The following is a 15,954-nucleotide window of genomic DNA, read 5'->3' as shown; positions in this document are numbered from 1 at the left end:
CATTGCTCGTCAGAAGATCGCAACATGTGCATCGCGTGCCGTTGGCACCTGCAGCATCGGATCTGCGCAGCGCGTCGGTCGGCCGCCGCGTCTGGCCAACCGGAAGGCTGACCCGCACGAAACCACGCCGTGACCGGGAACCCGTGCCCGCACCGTCTGGCAGAAGCACGCTTTTACGATTCCCGAATCCCGAATCCCGAATCCCGAATCCCGAATCCCGAATCCCGAATCCCGAATCCCGAATCCCGAATCCCGAATCCCGAATCCCGAATCCCGAATCCCGGGCCTACGTCAGCCCGTACTCCTTGAGCTTCTTGCGCAAGGTCGCCCGGTGAATGCCCAGCAGCGCCGCAGCGCGGCTCTGGTTGCCTTCGCAATGGTTGAGCACTTCCACGAACAACGGGATCTCCATCTCGCGCAGCACGATTTCGTAAACATCGTCCGCGTCGCTGCCGTCCAGGTCGCGCAGATAACGGCGAACGGACTGGGCCACGTGTTCGCGCAGGGGCGACTTCGGGGCGCCACGACTGGTGTCAGGACGAGAGGGGGCTGCGTTCAAAGGAGGTTCCCAGTGTCACGAAGCCGGGACGCGTGGCCGGCGAGGGGGAGTGAGTCTAGCGCGTGACCTGATCGCTCGCCACGCCCATGTGGCGGTCGCGCCCGTTCACCGGAAGTCGAAACTGAAGGCGGCAGTGCTCGCGGCCGGCTCGCGCACCCGAAACGCGACCTGCACTGCCTGACCTGGCGCCAGCGTGTCCTGCACAGGCGGCGATGGTCCCAGATACTCCTGCGGCGACAGGATGCGGGTGCCGATCACCCGGCCGTCGGCATCGGACAGCGACAGCTGCAGCCACGGCCAGGCCTGTGCCCAGCGCGCGTCGTTGCGGAAGCTGGCCTGGATCTGCAACACCCCGGCCATACCAGGCAGCGGGCGCACGTCGCGGTTGAGCAGGGTCAGCGCCTCCGGCTCGCGCCAGGCCGGCAGGCTGCAGCGCGGCAGCGTGCAGGCCGTGCCGACCAGCGGCCGCCAGCGGGCGTTGGCGGCCAGGTGCGCGCGGTCGGCGATGACGATCTGCACTCCGAGCACGCCGACCAGCCCGACCAGCAGCGCCCACTGGCGCCCGCTGGCGCGCAGCCGCGGCCGGGCGATGCCACGCCGCGCAAAGGCGGGCGCGGCCAAGGCGGGAGTGGGCAAGGGCTGCAATTGCGCAGCGGTGGTGCGGGGCGGCGCGACGCCGGCATCGGACGGCGCGTCCTCGCCTGCCGATGCGCTGCCCGTGCCGAGTTCGGTGGTTGCCGGGTCGGGATGGCTGGAGGGCTGGCCCGGCTGCAGCCTGCCTTCGGGTGTGTTCGCCGTCTGCTCGCTGGCGCTGGTGTCGGCTTGTGTCGCGGCCGCCGCTGTCGCCACAGCCGCTGTCGATCCCGCCGGCGCTGCTGGCGTTGCGACTGGAGCCTCGCCTGCCAGCGGGCTCGGCGTACCCGCTGCATCCCGAGACGACAGGTCTGCAGGCGCTGACGCACGGAGCGCGCGTTGCTGCGCGGAATGCAACGGGGCAGGTGCAGTCCGCGCGGTGTGGTCCTGGAGCGCGTCAGCACCGGCCGCGGCCAGCCCGTCGTCGCCCGCTTGGCCATCGCTGGCGGCCGACACCGGGCGAGATGGATCGAGCATCCCATCAGGGACGTGTCCGGTTGCGGGCGCGGTCGCCGAAGCGGACGGCATCGCGCTGCCGGGCGCGGGCAGTTGCGGCTGGCCGGACACCGGCGCCTGGAGACCAGCGTGCCCGGGCGCAGCCGCTGCGCGCTGCGGCGATGGCGCCACCGCTGCAGCAGGCGATGGCACGTGCGGCGCCGGTAGCGCGTCCACCTGCGGCGGTGTTGCCGGCGGCAACGCGGGGCCCGCGGCCGGTGCGGCCTGCTCCCACGGCTCCCCAGGCGGAACCACCGGGGTCGGAACCAGCGGCGGAGCAGCCGGCGTCGCACGCAGGAACGTGGCCAGGGGGCGGCGCGGTGGCGGAGTCTCGGACATCGGCAGGCGTGCAGCGGGAAGACCCCTATTCAACCACGCGCACGTCCACCGGCGAACCTGTGCCGATGGCGATGCGATCGAGCCGCAGCGCGCATGCCTGCAGGTGTTCGTCTCCGGCCCACACGGTCATGGCCCCGTCTGCGCCGATGTCGACGCAAGGCGCGCAGCGCATGCCTTCTCCGATAACGGCCGCCTCCACATCTACGCAAGCCGACCAATACGGCCAGGCGCATCCAGGATCAGGAGACGACAGCTAGCGGAAACACGGCCTTGGAATTTCGGCGCCGATCACGTCAGCTCGCCGATTCCCGATTCCCGATTCCCGATTCCCGATTCCCAATTCCCAATTCACCGCCTGCGCCGCGTCTTGCCTTCGGCCAGCAACAGATCCAACAGGCCGGCGCGCTGGCGCGGCGTCAGGGTGTCGAAACGCGTCAGCAGCACGCGTTGCTGGTCATCCAGGCGGCGGTACTGCGCCGGTTCTTCAGCGATGGCCGACACCGGCGGGCCAAACACGCGGTCGCCGCGGCCGGTGGCCAGGTATTCGAACGCCATGCCGCTGCGCCTGGCCAGGCCGATCAGGTTTTCCACCGACGGTGCGGTGCCTTCGGCCATCTCCCATTGCGCCACCGCGCTGCGGGTGACACCCAGCTCGCCGGCCAGGGCTTCCTGGGTCAGCTTGGTGAGGCTGCGGGCTTCGCGTACTCGTTCGTACAGCTTGCTCACACGGCACCGTTGGAGGGCAGGCAGGGGCCGGAGATATAGCCCTAGCAGCGCCCGGAGATAGTTCGTATGACTTTCATATAGCCATATGTTTGCGATACTGTCTGTCGATCCATGATGGTCCCATCACAGCGAACTCAAGGAGGATGTTCATGGTCGAGCCCGCCGTTCGGAAATCCGATCCCCAGTGGCACCGTTCGCCCCCGTCCGCCGCGCCCGCAGACGCGCCGTGGCCGGCCCATTCGCCGGTGGACCCTGCAGTCAGGCGTTTTCGTGGTGCGGCCCGGTATGCGATCTGGCGGCGTGGCGCCGAGTGGACTGCCGTGGCCGATGGTCCGCACTGGTCAGCAGCGCTGGCACCGCGCGTCTGGGCGCTACGCCAGCGGCACTGGCCGCTGCTGGCGGTGAGCGCGCTGATGTTTGTGGGGGCCGGCGCTGTGGCGCTTGCAGGTGTGCAGGCGTGGTCGCCCGTGGCCTGGACGGCGTTGCTGGCGGCCGAGGTGCTGCTGCGGGTCTGGGTGGCCCGGCAGGCCGGGCCGTGGCGCACGGCGGCGCTGCACCGCAACGGCTGGCAACCGGTGACCCGGTTGCGAGCGATCAGCGTGGCCGATGCAGTGACCACCGCGCAGATTCGCGCCGGCCGGCCACAGCGCTAGCCGGCGTGGACGATCAGCCGGATCAGCCGGATCAGCCGCGGCGCACGCCGTCGATCCGCATCCAGTCTTCGTCGCGTTCGCAGCGCAACTGTTCGAACCAGGGGGCGTAGCGTTTCAGCAAGTCGTCTTCCTGGCCGTGCAGGATGCCCGACAGCGCGATCCGTCCGCCCGGCGCCACGCGCGCGGCCAGGGTGTCGGCCAGGGCGTCCAGGGCCGAGGCCAGGATGTTGGCCACCACCACCTGGTAGGTCTGCACCGGTTCGTCTTGCGGCATGTAGACCGTCAGCTGCGCGTCCACGCCGTTGCGTTGTGCATTGTCGGCGGTCGCCAGCAGCGCCTGCGGGTCGTTGTCCACGCCGACCGCGCCGCTGGCGCCCAGCTTCAGCGCGGCGACCGCCAGGATGCCCGAGCCGCACCCGAAATCGAGCACGCTGCGGCCCTGCAGCTCGCCGCTGCCGGCCAGGCTGTCCAGCCAGCGCAGGCACAGCGCGGTGGTTTGATGGGTGCCCGAGCCGAACGCTAGGCCCGGGTCCAGCCGCACCACGGCGGCATGCGGGCTGTCCGCGGCTTCGGGCAGCGCGTGATTCCACGGCACGATAAAGATGCGTTCGCCAAACTGCATCGGCTTGAACAGGTCCATCCAGGCGCGTTCCCAGTCGCTGTCTTCGACCATGCGAAACGCCACCTGGCTCCAGTCCAGGCCAGGATCGAAGGCTTCCAGCGCTGCCAGCACCACCAGCGCGTCGCTGTCGCCATCGAACAGCGCGGTCATTGTCAGCCGGTCCCACAGCGGCATTTCGCCCACACCGGGTTCGAGAATGGCGCGCTCGTTGCTGGTATCGGCATCGGCGTCGAGCATGGTCACGGCCAGTGCGCCCACATCGTCCAATGCGTTCTGGAAACGGGGAAGGGTGACCTCGGAACAGGAAAGCGTCAGTTCAAGAAACGGCATCGTGGCGTTGGGCAATTCGAAAGCACGCATCCTAGACCATTCGTGCCGGCGTGCCTGCCGCACCGCAGGCGACGGCATGACGCAGGCGCCGTCGACCTGGGCGGTGTGTCTTCCCCATGCAGGCGGTGAAATATGGCCTTGCCGATCAAGATGCGTCCGCTGCCAAGCGGACGGCGTGCTGCTGGCGAATGGACAATCGCTTGGTGTGGCGCTGCATGGACGCGTATCTGCGGTTGGATGTGGTGCCCTGCGTGCGGAGGGCGGTAGGCCGATGCCGCCGCACTTGACGCTGAACCGATGATGCTGTCGAGCGATCGAGCACGGGCTTGTCGACGGCCGCGTCGAGCAACCGGGACGAGACGTTGCTTCCTTGCGCAAATGTGCAGTCGCGTGCGCAGGCAGCTGCCTTGTGTGCTGCCGTGTTCCGTCCTGCCGTGCAGCGCGATGCGTGTGGGGCGATGCGTCCACCATGACACGACAGCGCTGCAACTGGGCACCGCCGCATCGGCGAGGCGACGTTGCCAACTGGCAGGCTCGGTCAGAGGCGGCTCTCTTCAAGATGCGCTGCTGTCGGATGCGCAACCTGCGAGATCGATCTCGCATTCGGAATTTGCAACCGATCAACGCAGCAGCAAGCCGGCAAGCAGCCGAGCAACATCAGCACCAACACACACCACAGCACAAGCAAACAGCACAGCGCAGCACACAGCACACAGCACACAGCACAGCGCAACCGAACGCATGCAGCGCGCCACTCACGTGCAGTCCGCGCAGGCCGTTACGCATGTCGCCCCATTCTCGACACCTCCACTGGCAGCGTCTGCTTGGCGGCGGCTGTGCGCGTGGGTGGGTGCTAGACTCCGCGCCGTCGCTGCGGGTGGTTCCGCAGCAGGGTCGCCGTCATCCATGCCGCTCGCTCGTGCCCGCCATCTCTGGCTGCTGCTTGCTCCCGCTGCGCTTGCGGCGGCCGCGTGGTGGCATGTGCGCGCGCAACCTGCCGAGCGTGATGTCGACCGCATGGTGCCGGTTGCTGCACAGGTGGCGCCGGTTGGCGCTGCCACACCGCAGCCGCACGCAGCGACCGAGCACAGCGCCGCGTTGCAGTTGCCGCATCGCGATGCGGTGGAAGCGCAACCGGATCTGTATCGCCACGCGCAGCAATTGCAGCAGCAGGTGCGTGCCGGCGATGCACAGGCCGGGTGGCGCTTGAGCCGTGTCTACGATTACTGCGCGCCCTATGCGGCCAGCCCGTCCGGCTATGCCGCCGACAGCGCATGGATCGCCGCGCAACACACGCCGGGAGTGGCAGCGATGCATGCCGCACGCGAGCGCCTGGCGCAGCGTTGCGCCGGCTTTGCCCCCGCCGACGGGCTGGGTCCGCGCATGGTTGCGCAGCAACGCCTGGCTGCGGCGCGCGCCGGCAGCCTGGCTGCCGAGGCCGCCCTGCTGGCGTTGGGCGAACCGTTGCAGGCATCGCCCGGCTACAAGCGCGCGCTGGTGCAACGCGTGCTGGCCTCGCGCGATCCCGAGGCCTATCTGGCCCTGGCCCCGGCGATGGGCGCGCGGGCCAGCGGCGATGACAGCCTGCAAGGCTATGTGGCCGGCGATCAGTTCGCCGAGCTGGCCTGGCAAGTGGCTGCATGCCGGCTGGGGCTCGATTGCAGCGCCGGCAGCACCTTGGTCACCAGTTATTGCGCCAACGCGGGCATCTGCTCGCGCGACAGCGCACAGGATTTCGTGTCGTTCGTATTCGATGCCGCGGTGCCGCGGCAGGGAGCAGACAGGGTGGATGAGATGGTCGATACATTGGTCTCCGATCCGGGAGCGCAGTCATGAATTACCGTCGGTTGGCGCATGGCGCCAAGTTCTGGTTATGGGTGGCGTTGTTCGTGGCGTATTCGGCGGCGGCAGTGAGCATCGTGATGATCGATACCGCCGATCACCGGTACCAGCCGCTGTCGGTCAAATCCACCAGCGTCACCGCCGACGAACAGCAGCGACGGCATGGCGCAAGCCAGGTCGCTGCGGTGTACCGCGCCAGCAGTGCCATGCCGTTTTCCACCTTGCCGGCTGGCTCCACGTTCCAGGTGGTGTGGCCGGACGGTTCCACCGAAACCATGACCGTGGTCGACCCGTCATCGGCCAGCGGCATCGTGCCGGTGCCCGGCAGCCAGCAGGCGCCTTCGCCGCGGCGGTGAACGGTGCGGCGCGTTGCAGATCGACATTGCCGCAGCCGCTGCGTCTGCGGTAGCGCAGGCGGCGACGGCGGCTAGCTGCGGCCGCAGCTTTCGTCATTCTCACGTGTGCACACGACCGAGGGTCTGCAGATCGGATCCAGCGCTGGCTGCCCCATCCGGGCGTCGAACCCTGGGGCTCTGTAGGAGCGCACCCGGGCGCGACCGGGCTTACCGATAAAGCCAGGTCGCGCCCGGGTGCGCTCCTACGCATGGACCGGCTGGCGACAGGGCTGGTGGCGCGACGCAGTGTCGGCGCGATGCACCGGGAAACAACAAAAAAGCCCGGTTTCCCGGGCTTTTTTGCTTCATCGCTGCAGCGGCAGGCGCGATCAGGTCAACGCGATCGACTTGTTCTTGCGCTCGGCCAGGCGCTTTTCCAGGTAGTGGATATTCTGCCCGCCGGCCTGGAAGCCCTTGTCGCGCATGATGCGCTGCTGCAGCGGGATGTTGGTCTTGATGCCGTCCACCACCATCTCGCTCAGCGCCACGCGCATGCGCGCAATCGCGGTCTCGCGGTCCGGGCCGTGCACGATCAGCTTGCCGATCATCGAATCGTAATTCGGCGGGACCTTGTAGCCTGCGTAGATGTGCGTATCCACGCGCACGCCCGGGCCGCCGGGCGGATGGAACGCGGTGATCAGGCCCGGATTCGGCATGAAGGTTTCCGGGTCTTCGGCATTGATACGGCACTCGATCGCATGCCCGCGCAACACGATGTCGCTCTGCTTGATGCTCAGCTTGTGGCCGGCGGCGATGCGCAGCTGTTCGCATACCAGGTCGATGCCGGTGATGCGCTCGGTGACCGGATGCTCCACCTGGATACGCGTGTTCATTTCGATGAAGTAGAACCGCCCGTTCTCGAACAGGAATTCGAAGGTGCCGGCGCCGCGGTAGCCGATGCGGATGCAGGCGTCCACGCAGACCTTGCCGATCTCGTTGCGCAGTTCTTCGGTGATGCCCGGTGCCGGCGCTTCTTCCACCACCTTCTGGTGGCGACGCTGCATCGAACAATCGCGTTCGCCCAGATGGATCGCACCGCCCTGGCCATCGGCGAGGACCTGGATTTCCACGTGGCGCGGATTTTCCAGGAACTTCTCCATGTAGACCTGATCGTTGCTGAAAGCGGCCTTGGCTTCGGACTTGGTGGTTTCGATGGCAGCCTTCAGCGCCGCCTCCGAATGCACCACGCGCATGCCGCGTCCGCCGCCGCCGCCGGCGGCCTTGATGATCACCGGGTAGCCGATTTCGCGCGCCACCTTGGTGTTGGCGACGATGTCATCGCCCAGCGGGCCGCCCGAGCCGGGCACGCACGGCACGCCGGCAGCCTTCATGGCGCGGATCGCTTCCACCTTGTCGCCCATCAGGCGAATGGTGTCGGCCTTGGGGCCGATGAAGATGAAGCCCGATTGCTCCACGCGCTCGGCGAAATCGGCGTTTTCCGAGAGGAAGCCGTAGCCGGGATGGATGGCCTGCGCATCGGTCACCTCGGCCGCGGCGATCAACGCCGGGATGTTGAGGTAACTGTCGCTGGAGGCGGCCGGGCCGATACAGACCGACTCATCGGCCATGGCCACGTGCTTGAGGTTGCGGTCGACCGTGGAATGCACCGCGACCGTGCGGATGCCGAGCGTGTGGCACGCGCGCAGGATGCGCAGCGCGATTTCACCTCGGTTGGCGATGACGACTTTATCGAGCATGGGAATAGGGAGTCGAGAATGGGGAATGGGGAGATGCGGGCTTCATGGCGCGGCTCCGCGTCTGCGTAAGGCATTCATCAATGCAGTGAGCTTGGCGAAGACTTGGTCGACCTGTCGGCTGACGATGTCTTCGTCTTCGGTATTGCTGTAGCCCAGTCGGACGGCGATTTGGATCTGTGTATCCAGTTCGGAGAGCGAGCCGCGCGCAATCGAGAGAAATCGCGCGTAGTCGGGAGTGGAGCGTCTCGCCGCACCTTCGGCGATATTCGATGGAACGCTGACGGCCGCACGGCGCAGCTGCGCCGTCAAGCCGTAGCGTTCCTGCTCGGGAAAGACATCGGTAAACCGATAGATCATTTCAACCAACTCCATGGAATCGCGCCACGCCTCAAGACGTTCATGAGGCCGCTTTGCCGATTCCCCATTCTCCACTCCCGATTCCCGGCGCTTCAGCCAATCACAAACAGCGGCTGATCGAATTCCACCGGCTGGCCGGTTTCGCCGAGGATGGCGACGATGGTGCCGGAGGCGTCGGCTTCGATGGGGTTGAACATCTTCATTGCCTCGATGATCGCCAGGGTATCGCCGACCTTGACCTGCTGGCCGACGGTCACGAACGCCGGCTTGTCCGGGGAGGGCGAGGTGTAGAACGTGCCGACCATCGGGGCGCGCAGCACGTGGCCTTCCGGCAGTGCGGCGGCCTGCTTGGCACCGCCGGTGGAGGCTTCGGTGGGCGATTGCATCGGCATGGTGGCCGCAGTGGCCGGCGCCTGGGCGGCGGGGGCTGGCGCGTACTGCTGCTGCACCGGCGCGCCCAGCATGGCCGCGCCCTTGGGCACGCGCGCCAGGCGCACGCTTTCTTCGCCTTCCTTGATCTCGATTTCGGCGAGATTGGATTCTTCGAGCAGGTCGATCAGTTTCTTGATTTTGCGGAGATCCATAAGGGCCTCTGGAAGTGAAACGGTGGGGAGTGCCGGCGGATGCCGGCGGAATGGGATTAGGACGCCGGCGCGCTGGCCGAGGTCGATGCGGCAGGGGTCATGCGTCGCGCTCCAGGCGCGCGATCACCGCTTCCAGCGCCAGCCGGTAGCTGTCTGCGCCAAAGCCGCAGATCACCCCGTCGGCCTTGTCGCTGAGATAGCTGTGGTGCCGGAACGGCTCGCGCGCGTGCGGGTTGGACAGATGAATTTCCACGAACGGCAGCCCCACGCCCAGCAGCGCATCGCGCAGCGCCACCGAGGTATGGGTGAAGGCAGCCGGGTTGATCAGGATGTAGGCGGTGCCGTCCTCGCGCGCGGCGTGGATGCGCTCCACCAGCACGTGCTCGGCATTGGACTGCAGGCAGTGCAGCACGTGCCCGGCCGCTTGCGCGCGGTCCACCAGGGCCGCATCGATCTGCGCCAGCGTGGTACGCCCGTAAACCTCCGGCTCGCGGGTGCCGAGCAGGTTGAGGTTGGGGCCATGCAACAGCAGCAGATGGGCCATGGGATCCGGAAGAGCGGAAAGGCCGGAAGTCTGCGCGATGTCGCCGATGCTGTCCAGTTCGACGAACTTAGGTCTGTTTGAAACGATCGTTTTAAATTTCGAGTGGTTTGGGCGGTGGCGAATGGTGGCAGGCATCAGGGCGCCACAGGTCATAGTGCCGGCTCTGAATAGCCCCAGCCCGATGCGAGCCGAACCGGTAGCCGGCCGTGCGCACCCGTCGCGCAGCGTTTGCGCTCCGGCGCGATGGAGGCGCCATCCCGGCCGGTCGCGCGGTAATCGCTGCTGTCGGCATCCTCTCCTGTCGGGCGTCAGAATGTTGTGCCGGCGGCAGCAATTCGGTGAGTGTCCGGCTTGGCGCGGGTGCCGGTCTACAGGGTTCGCAACATCTTCGACCTAGCCCGCCAACAGACTGCCGCCGAGGTCACCAGCCGCAGCGAAGGCGCGCCTCACCGCGCTGCGCGCAGCAAGGCATCTTCGGTAATGGCGCCGGTCAGCACGGTCGGCAGGATCGCCGGTGGGGCGCCGGGGCCGTAGACCACGTACAGCGGCACGCCGACGGCCTGGTGCTGATCCAGGAAGGTGCTGATGGCGGGGTCGACATTGGTCCAGTCGCCCTTCATGTAGACCGCATCGACGCGGCGCAACGCGTCGCGGAATTCGGCGCTGCTCAGTACGTTCTTTTCGTTGGCCTTGCAGGTCACGCACCAATCGGCGGTCATGTTGACGAAGACCACGCGGTTGTCGGCACGCAGGCGGTCCAGCAACTGCGGCGAGAACGCCACCACGCCCTCGGTCGCGGTGGCCGCCGGCAGGCTCAGGCGCGTGACCGCGACCACCGGCACCAGCGCCAGCACCAGCATCGCCGCGGCCAGGCCCATGCCCAGTCGGTGGCTCTTCCAGCGGCTGCGCTCGAAGCACCACAGGCCCAGGGCCAGCAGGGTGGCGCCGACCAGCATCAGGGCCAGCGCATCCACGCCGCGCTGCTTGCCCAATACCCACAGCAGCCAGATCGCGGTGAGATACATCGGGAACGCCAGCACCTGCTTGAGCGTTTCCATCCACGCGCCGGGGGTGGGCAGGCGCCGCGCCAGCGAAGGCACGAAGCCGATCAGCAGGAACGGCAGCGCCAGGCCCAGGCCCAGCGCCAGGAATACCAGCATCGCCAGCAACGCCGGCGCGGTGAAGGCGTAGGCCAGCGCCGTGCCCATGAACGGCGCGATGCAGGGGCTGGCGACCACGCAGGCCAGCACACCGGTGAAGAAGTCGCCCAGCGGCCCGTTGCGAGCGGCCAGCGACTGCCCGATGCCGCCCAGGTTGGTGCCCAAGGTGAACACGCCCGACAGGCTCAGTCCCACCGCGAACATCAGATAGGCCAGCGCCGCGACGAACCACGGCTGCTGCAACTGGAAGCCCCAGCCGGCGGCCTGCCCGGCGGCGCGCAAGCCGATCACCAGCCCGCCAATGGCGGCGAAGGACACCAGCACGCCCAGCGAGTACCAGATCGCATGGCTGCGTGCGTGGCCGCGGCTCTCGCCGCTGTGCGCCAGGCCCAGCACCTTCAGCGACAGGATCGGCAGCACGCAGGGCATCAGGTTCAGCACCAGCCCGCCAAGCAGCGCCAGCACCAGCATGCCCAGCAGGCCCTTGTCGGTATGCGGCGGCGGCGTGCGTTCCGGATTGCCGGCCGAGGCATCGGCGACCGGGCCGGCAGTGCTGGCGGCAGGCGCGGGCTCGATCGGCGCCTGGCCCGCGGCCAGCGGCGAAATCATCAACGGCGCAGTCTGCGCCTGGTTCTGCGGCGACACGGTTCCGGCCGGCACATCGAGGGCGACGCGGCGGGTCATCGGCGGATAGCAGATACCGTCGGTCTGGCAGCCCTGGAAGGTGGCCACCAGGGTCACGTGGGCCGGATCAGGTTTATCGCGCAGCAGCGGCAAGGTCACTTCGGCCTGGTCGAAATACACCACCACATCGCCGAAATGTTCGTCGCGGTGGGCCTTGCCCTGCGGCCAGCGCGGCAGCCCGGTGCGCACGCCGCCGGCGCCTTCCAGTGCCAGCGAGGTGCGGTCGCGGTAGATGTAATAGCCCGGCGCCGGGGTGAAGCGCAGCAGCAGGCTGTTGCCGTCGCCGACGATGGCTTCGAAGTTGAACGCCTGCTCGGCCGGCAGCGGCAACGCGTCCACGCCGGCGGCCTGGCCGGGGGCGCCGAACAGGCGCGGGCCGGCGGCGCTGCGTGGCACCAGCGCGCCCAGATTTTCGCGTGGCGCAGCAGCGGCCTGCGCCCCGGTGGCATCGGCCGCTGGCAGGTCCACGCGGATTTCGCGCCGCTGCGGCGGATAGCACACGCCGGCATCGGCGCAGCCCTGGTACTGCACCTGCAGGACGGCGGTCTGCACCGCCGGGTCGGCCTTGCCGGCCAGGGTGGCCTGCAGTTGCCTGCGGTAGGTCTGCACCTGGCCGAAGAACTCGTCGTGCTTGCTCTCGCCCTCCGGCAGCGCCAGTTCGCCTGCGGCAAACCCCTTTCCGGCCTTGACGCTGATGCGGTGGCGATACAGGTAGTAGCCCGGTGCGATCTTCCAGTTCAGCGCGATGCGGTCGCGGCTGTCGGCGGTGGCGCTCAGCGCGAAGGCCTGGTCCACCGGCAGCAGGTCGGCTTCGGTCACGGCGGCCTGCGCGGGGGCGGGCGCCAGTACCGCCAGCGGCGCGGCGAGCAAGGGGGCGGCCAAGAGCGCGCAGCGGGCGATCCAGCGAGACAGAGACTTCATGGACGTCAGAATTCCTTGCGGGTTTCGGCCCGGACCCAATCGAGATACGCCGGCAGCCCGGCGCTGGCTTGGACAGCGACCGCCTCCGGCAGTTCATACGGATGCAAGGCCTGCAGCCGCGCGATGGCGTCGGGCAGGCGGTCGTCCCAGGTCTTGATCAGCAACTGCACCTCGGTGCTGCGCTCGATCGCACCGTTCCAGCGGTACAGCGATTGCACGCCGGGCGAAAGGGTGACGCAGGCGGCCAGCCGTTCGTCGAGCAAGGCCTGCGCAATGCGCTCGGCGCTGTCGGCATCCGGGCAGGTGCTCAATAACAAATGGAGGGAAGGTGCGCTCATTGGACTCGGCAGTGTAATCCCCTGTTTGCGGGGGATCGACCGCCTATTCCGGAACGAGCCGTTAACTTCGTGGCTCGGGTGAGGCGGCGTGCTCAAGCGACCCTGCGGTCAGCGTGCTGCGCCTCGAGTTTTTTCGGATTCGCCTGCGGCCGCCGTGCATGGCGGGGCGGCTACTCGGTTCGGCCAGTGGGCCTGGATCAACGCCGTGGTGCCTGCCGGCAACGCGCGCCGTCTGTGCGGACACCCGGCGCGGCCGGTCATGGACGCGCCGCCCCGCGCGATCCGCTCCCGGCCCGGCGCCTCATCCGCCCGGGCGGTGCAGCCCAGAACCGCTGACAACACGGCTGCGCTCACCGCCAGGCGGGTGCGGTCGGGCCCGGAATCGACATGTACCGCGCGTACATTGCGGTTCCGAGCGCGCGGTTCGCTCCCGCCTGGCGACTGCCCGCGACGTTGTGTGAGCCGGTCTTAGTTGGCCAACTGGCAACTGGCCGGCCTGGCCGAGTTGAACAGGCTGGCGGTGGCCCATTCGGGGTGATCCACGAACGGGTTGCGGTTGCCCTGGAAGCTGAAGATCACCTGGTTGCGGGCGCGTTCGGCATCGTCCGGCGGGTCGGCCTGGTGCCAGGCCAGCAGGGTGGAGAGCAGGCCCATGTACGCCGGCGAGGCCGCGGTCTGCACGATCTTGCTGCGGTCGTCGGTGAGCTCCAGGTCCGGCTCGGATTGCCCGGTGGTCGCATCCAGGCCGCCTTCGTAGCGGATGGCCATGTACATCACCGCGCGCGCCATGTCGCCCTTGCGCCGGCCCCACACCTCGAAGGTGCCGCTGTTGCCGTCGGGGGTGCGGACCCAGTTGGAATTGCCCGGGTAACGCCCGCTGCCGCCGCCACTGCCGTCGTTGACCTCGGTCACCCGCTCGCCGCAACTGCTGGTGCAGGTGGCATAGGGCTTGTTGCCGCGGTCGGCGTTGAAGCTGGTGTCGGTCAGGTACAGCATGTGGGTGTCGGTGTAGGGCGCGTACGGCAGGCCGCGGTCGCCGGTGGCGCTGCCGAAGCCCAGCGAGTTGGGCCAGGTGTGCTCGCGGTTGTAGGTGAGCCCGCTGCCGGTGCCGGCGCGGTCGCTGACCTTGGCGTAGCTGCGGTTGCGGTAGGCGTCCAGGATGCGGCCGCTGTTGTTGGGATCCTCGTCGGCCATTTCCAAGATGGTCCAGGTGCTGGTGCCGCTGCCGCTGTACGGGTAGACCGTGTGCCCCTTGATCGTGGCGTGCAGCGAGCAGCGCAGCTGGCTGGCGTTGGCGGTATTGACCCGCGCGTAGTAACCGGCGCCGCCGCTGGCGGTGGCCACGGTGAAGGCGATGGACTGGTTGGCGGCCGGGCTCAGGCCGCTGGCATCGCGGATGGCGCTGGCGGTGATGGCCAACGCGCAGCGCTCGCCGCCGACCAGGGCAGTGTTGGTGGACAGCGTGAAGCGGGTGCCGCTGGTCGGGTATGTCAGTGCCACGTTGCCGGAGCTGGCGCAGCTCAGCGCAAACGCGCCGCTGCCCAGCGTCACCGCTTCGCTGAAGCCCACGGCCAGATCGCCGGCGGCCGGGAAGCCGGTGGCGCCTTGCGTCGGTGTGGTGCTGCTGATGGTGGGCGCACCGGTGCTGCCACCGCCGTCGCTGCCGGCGAAGGTCTGGCCGCGGTTGCAGGCGCCGAAGGTCTGCGCCGCCGAGCCGGCCCAGCTGAAGTTGGCCGCGCTGCTGCCGGTGCCGGTCAGTTGCAGCGAACTGCCGACCGCGGTGCTGTTGCTCTCGCTCACCGGCAGGTTCTGGCTGGTCACGCCGGCCGCCGGACCGCCGCTGCCGGTGATGGCGCCTTCGTAACTGAGGAATTGCACCAACTGCCCGTTGGGGTCGACCAGCGCCACGCCATCGTTGGGGCCGTTCTGCACGCCGTTGCTGGCGTAGCTCACCGTGGCGATACGCACCTGGCTGCCGCAGCTCACCACCGTGCCTGCCGGCACCGCCGTGTTGGCATACACCACTGCCGCACCGGGGGCGGCGCCGTTGTACAGGTAAATGCGATAGCCGCTCAGCGATTCGCCGGCGGTGGCCACCACTTCCACGCCTTCGCCGCTGTCGCCGGAGGCGCCCGCGTCGTCGTAGTGCAGTTCGTTGATGAAGACCGCGGCATTGGCGGAGGTGGCGCCGAGCGCAAACGCGCAGGCCAGCGGAAGGGTGCAACGCAGGGACACGAAACGGGACGGCAACCTCATCGACAGCTCCTTGTGATCGGGGAATGCGTTCCCGACTGTAAGGCGCGCGCATGACAAGCGATGGAACCTGGTTCCATTTCTAGAGCGTGGCGGAAACGCGCGGGCCTGCGGGGGCAGCAAGGCATTCAGCGCCGCCGCCCCGGCATGCCTTCCGGTTCTGGGCCATCGGCAGCGCGTCAATCGCGGTCAACAGGCATGGCCGTGCATTGTCCCTGGGCCCGCGCCGCACTCGCAGTGGCCTCTGGCCGAGACCGCCGCTGTCGAAAAATTTTTGCCGCCAGGCCTTGAAAGCCGCCCACGCAGCACAATCTCTGGCCCGCACCCGCTCTGTCGGGTTTTTCCCGCGCGCTGTGCTGGCAGTCGTCATTTGCGAGTGCTAACATCGCCGATAATTTCCAGGCCAATCAAACACTTAAGAGGTCTTCTCTATGAGCATCAAGCCGCTTCACGACCGCGTTGTAGTCAAGCCGATCGAAGCCGACGAAGTTTCCGCCGGCGGCATCGTGATTCCGGACTCCGCCAAGGAAAAGTCCACCAAGGGTGAAGTCGTCGCGATCGGCGCCGGCAAGCCGCTGGACAACGGCAGCCTGCGCGCGCCGGTGGTCAAGGTTGGCGACAAGGTCATCTACGGCCAGTACGCCGGCAGCAGCTACAAGTCCGAAGGCGTCGAGTACAAGGTGCTGCGCGAAGACGACATCCTTGCCGTCATCAGCTGATCAGGCGCTATGCGCCGGGAATCGGGAGTAGGGAATTGGGAATCGGTAGAGCGGCCAGCGCCCTCGCCATCCCGCCCAGCCCCGATATCCGCCCTTGATTGAC

Annotated in this window: 16 protein-coding genes and 1 other RNA gene; 5 read left to right on the top strand and 12 right to left on the bottom strand. The window is 68.0% G+C overall.

Annotated elements, in window-relative coordinates; all coding sequences use genetic code 11:
- Positions 1 to 286 precede the first annotated feature (286 nt).
- The 4 genes from fis to J7367_RS09560 all read right to left on the bottom strand — a co-directional run bounded on the left by fis (position 287) and on the right by J7367_RS09560 (position 2,752).
- Positions 287 to 559: a DNA-binding transcriptional regulator Fis gene (gene fis / locus J7367_RS09575; RefSeq protein WP_025981816.1), complete on the bottom strand. Its 273-nt coding sequence runs from the start codon at positions 557 to 559 to the stop codon at positions 287 to 289.
- Between the two features lie 105 nt (positions 560 to 664).
- Positions 665 to 1,408 (bottom strand): DUF3426 domain-containing protein, encoded by a 744-nt coding sequence (locus J7367_RS22520; protein ID WP_081027943.1) that lies wholly within the window; start codon positions 1,406 to 1,408, stop codon positions 665 to 667.
- Positions 1,409 to 2,051: 643 nt separating this feature from the next.
- Positions 2,052 to 2,198 (bottom strand): hypothetical protein, encoded by a 147-nt coding sequence (locus tag J7367_RS09565; RefSeq protein WP_176215063.1) that lies wholly within the window; start codon positions 2,196 to 2,198, stop codon positions 2,052 to 2,054.
- Between the two features lie 176 nt (positions 2,199 to 2,374).
- Positions 2,375 to 2,752: a helix-turn-helix domain-containing protein gene (locus J7367_RS09560; RefSeq protein ID WP_008571865.1), complete on the bottom strand. Its 378-nt coding sequence runs from the start codon at positions 2,750 to 2,752 to the stop codon at positions 2,375 to 2,377.
- A 143-nt stretch (positions 2,753 to 2,895) separates the two neighbouring features.
- Here J7367_RS09560 and J7367_RS09555 point away from each other — a divergent pair, with 143 nt between their 5' ends.
- The gene (locus J7367_RS09555; protein WP_057660352.1) at positions 2,896 to 3,405 is read left to right on the top strand and encodes a hypothetical protein; all 510 of its coding nucleotides are present in this window, start codon (positions 2,896 to 2,898) and stop codon (positions 3,403 to 3,405) included.
- A 31-nt stretch (positions 3,406 to 3,436) separates the two neighbouring features.
- Here the strand turns inward: J7367_RS09555 and prmA are convergent, their stop codons facing one another.
- Positions 3,437 to 4,387, bottom strand: coding sequence for a 50S ribosomal protein L11 methyltransferase (gene prmA / locus J7367_RS09550; RefSeq protein ID WP_176215006.1), 951 nt, complete (start codon positions 4,385 to 4,387; stop codon positions 3,437 to 3,439).
- A gap of 876 nt (positions 4,388 to 5,263) precedes the next feature.
- Between prmA and J7367_RS09545 the strand changes: the two genes are divergently transcribed.
- Positions 5,264 to 6,193 carry a hypothetical protein gene (locus tag J7367_RS09545; RefSeq protein ID WP_057660355.1) on the top strand — a complete coding sequence of 310 codons (930 nt, stop codon included), beginning with the start codon at positions 5,264 to 5,266 and terminating at the stop codon, positions 6,191 to 6,193.
- On the top strand, positions 6,190 to 6,555 hold the full coding sequence (locus J7367_RS09540; protein ID WP_057660357.1) for a hypothetical protein: 366 nt from the start codon (positions 6,190 to 6,192) through the stop codon (positions 6,553 to 6,555). Before J7367_RS09545 ends, J7367_RS09540 begins: the two co-directional genes overlap by 4 nt.
- A gap of 368 nt (positions 6,556 to 6,923) precedes the next feature.
- Here the strand turns inward: J7367_RS09540 and accC are convergent, their stop codons facing one another.
- The 6 genes from accC to cutA all read right to left on the bottom strand — a co-directional run bounded on the left by accC (position 6,924) and on the right by cutA (position 12,879).
- Complete coding sequence (gene accC, locus J7367_RS09535) at positions 6,924 to 8,291, bottom strand: acetyl-CoA carboxylase biotin carboxylase subunit (protein ID WP_007961984.1); 1,368 nt, start codon at positions 8,289 to 8,291, stop codon at positions 6,924 to 6,926.
- A 42-nt stretch (positions 8,292 to 8,333) separates the two neighbouring features.
- Positions 8,334 to 8,663, bottom strand: a complete 330-nt coding sequence (locus J7367_RS09530; RefSeq protein ID WP_099803537.1) for a four helix bundle protein — start codon at positions 8,661 to 8,663, stop codon at positions 8,334 to 8,336.
- Between the two features lie 77 nt (positions 8,664 to 8,740).
- A complete protein-coding gene (gene accB, locus J7367_RS09525; RefSeq protein ID WP_057660359.1) occupies positions 8,741 to 9,232 on the bottom strand; it encodes an acetyl-CoA carboxylase biotin carboxyl carrier protein in 492 nt (163 codons plus the stop codon).
- 97 nt (positions 9,233 to 9,329) lie between these two features.
- On the bottom strand, positions 9,330 to 9,776 hold the full coding sequence (gene aroQ / locus J7367_RS09520) for a type II 3-dehydroquinate dehydratase (protein WP_003483185.1): 447 nt from the start codon (positions 9,774 to 9,776) through the stop codon (positions 9,330 to 9,332).
- 446 nt (positions 9,777 to 10,222) lie between these two features.
- The gene (locus tag J7367_RS09515) at positions 10,223 to 12,541 is read right to left on the bottom strand and encodes a protein-disulfide reductase DsbD (protein WP_022558126.1); all 2,319 of its coding nucleotides are present in this window, start codon (positions 12,539 to 12,541) and stop codon (positions 10,223 to 10,225) included.
- 5 nt (positions 12,542 to 12,546) lie between these two features.
- Positions 12,547 to 12,879 (bottom strand): divalent-cation tolerance protein CutA, encoded by a 333-nt coding sequence (gene cutA / locus J7367_RS09510; RefSeq protein WP_007964473.1) that lies wholly within the window; start codon positions 12,877 to 12,879, stop codon positions 12,547 to 12,549.
- A 387-nt stretch (positions 12,880 to 13,266) separates the two neighbouring features.
- Here cutA and J7367_RS09505 point away from each other — a divergent pair.
- Positions 13,267 to 13,343, top strand: a non-coding RNA gene (locus J7367_RS09505) — sX9 sRNA.
- A 4-nt stretch (positions 13,344 to 13,347) separates the two neighbouring features.
- On the opposite strand, the gene J7367_RS09500 is transcribed toward J7367_RS09505, so the two are convergent.
- Complete coding sequence (locus J7367_RS09500; protein WP_057660362.1) at positions 13,348 to 15,135, bottom strand: endonuclease; 1,788 nt, start codon at positions 15,133 to 15,135, stop codon at positions 13,348 to 13,350.
- A gap of 428 nt (positions 15,136 to 15,563) precedes the next feature.
- On the opposite strand from J7367_RS09500, the gene J7367_RS09495 reads away from it, so the two are divergent.
- A complete protein-coding gene (locus J7367_RS09495; RefSeq protein WP_057660365.1) occupies positions 15,564 to 15,851 on the top strand; it encodes a co-chaperone GroES in 288 nt (95 codons plus the stop codon).
- Positions 15,852 to 15,954 lie beyond the last annotated feature (103 nt).

The organism is Xanthomonas sp. D-36-1, assembly GCF_017746155.1.
GTDB lineage: Bacteria > Pseudomonadota > Gammaproteobacteria > Xanthomonadales > Xanthomonadaceae > Xanthomonas > Xanthomonas cissicola.
Note: the sequence above shows the minus strand (reverse complement) of the source record. Positions and strands in the feature narration are given on the sequence as shown.